1 protein-coding gene and 1 pseudogene are annotated in these 1,107 nt (G+C 74.0%); both read right to left on the bottom strand.

All coding sequences use genetic code 11. The features are described 5' to 3' along the window. Positions 1 to 235: pseudogene (locus B8460_RS17605) on the bottom strand (putrescine ABC transporter permease PotI); the annotation flags it as partial. After that, positions 232 to 1,107, bottom strand: an 876-nt coding sequence (locus B8460_RS17600) for an ABC transporter permease (RefSeq protein ID WP_307188644.1), incomplete at its 5' end; no start/stop codon positions are given. The gene B8460_RS17600 and the pseudogene B8460_RS17605, both read right to left, overlap by 4 nt.

Genomic DNA, 1,107 nt, shown 5'->3' with positions numbered 1-1,107 from the left:
GCACGAGGCCCGCCGCCGCGCCCAGCACCGTCGCCAGGGTAGCGGCGGCGAGCGCGATGCGCAGCGACAGCAGGGCGGCGGCGACCAGCGGCGCGTCGTGCCAGAGCGCGCCATACCAGCGCCAGGAAAACCCCGACCAGACGGTCAGCAGCCGGCTCGCGTTGAAGCTGAACCCCGCCATCAGCACGAGCGGCAGATAGAGAAAGGCATAGCCCGCCAGCAGCGCCGCCCTCATGGCCGCGCGCCCTGCCGGTGCTGCCAGATCGCGGCGGGGAGCACGAGGACCAGCAGCAGCGCGACCGACAGGGCGGCGGCGGTGGGCCAGTCCTGTTCGGCGAAGAAGGTGGACCACAGGACGCGCCCCATCGTCTGCGCCCCCGGCCCGCCGAGCAGTTCGGGGACCACGTACTCGCCCATCGCCGGGATGAACACGAGCACGAGGCCGGCCCACACGCCGGGCAGCGACAGCGGCAGGGTGACGGAGAGGAACACGCGCCACGGCGGGGCGCCGAGATCGGCCGCCGCTTCCTCCACTGCCGGGTCGCGCCGCGACAGGCGGGCATAGAGCGGCAGCACCATGAAAGGCAGATAGGCATAGGTGATGCCGACATACATCGCGGCCGGGGTGTAGAGCAGATGCGCGGGCGGCAGCCCGGCGGCGGCAAGCGCCGTGTCGAGCCAGCCGCCGTCGCGCAGGATGCCGATCCAGGCGGTCATGCGCAGCAGGAAGCCGGTCCAGAACGGCAGGATGACCAGGGTCAGCAGCAGGCTGCGCCGGCGCGCCGGGGCACGGGCGATGGCCAGCGCCATCGGGTAGCCGAGCAGCAGGCACAGCCCCGCCGCGACGCCCGCGACGCGCAGGCTCTGCAGGAAGGCCGACACGTAGTAGGGGTCCGCGAGCGTCGCGTAATTCCCGGGGTGCAGCCCCCAGGCAAAGGGCGGGATGCCGTCGGCCGGCGCCGCGAGGCTGACCGCGAGGACGCAGGCGAGCGGCGCCAGCAGCACCGCGCCGATACAGGCGGCGAGGATCGTGGCCGTCGCGCGGCTCATGCGGCCAGCAGCACCCCCGCCGCACGGTCCCAGGACAGGACCGCCGCGCCCGGCGCC

The sequence above is a fragment of the Acidisphaera rubrifaciens HS-AP3 genome (assembly GCF_000964365.1).
In the GTDB taxonomy this organism is placed as follows: domain Bacteria; phylum Pseudomonadota; class Alphaproteobacteria; order Acetobacterales; family Acetobacteraceae; genus Acidisphaera; species Acidisphaera rubrifaciens.
This window is presented reverse-complemented; position numbering and strand designations above follow the sequence as displayed.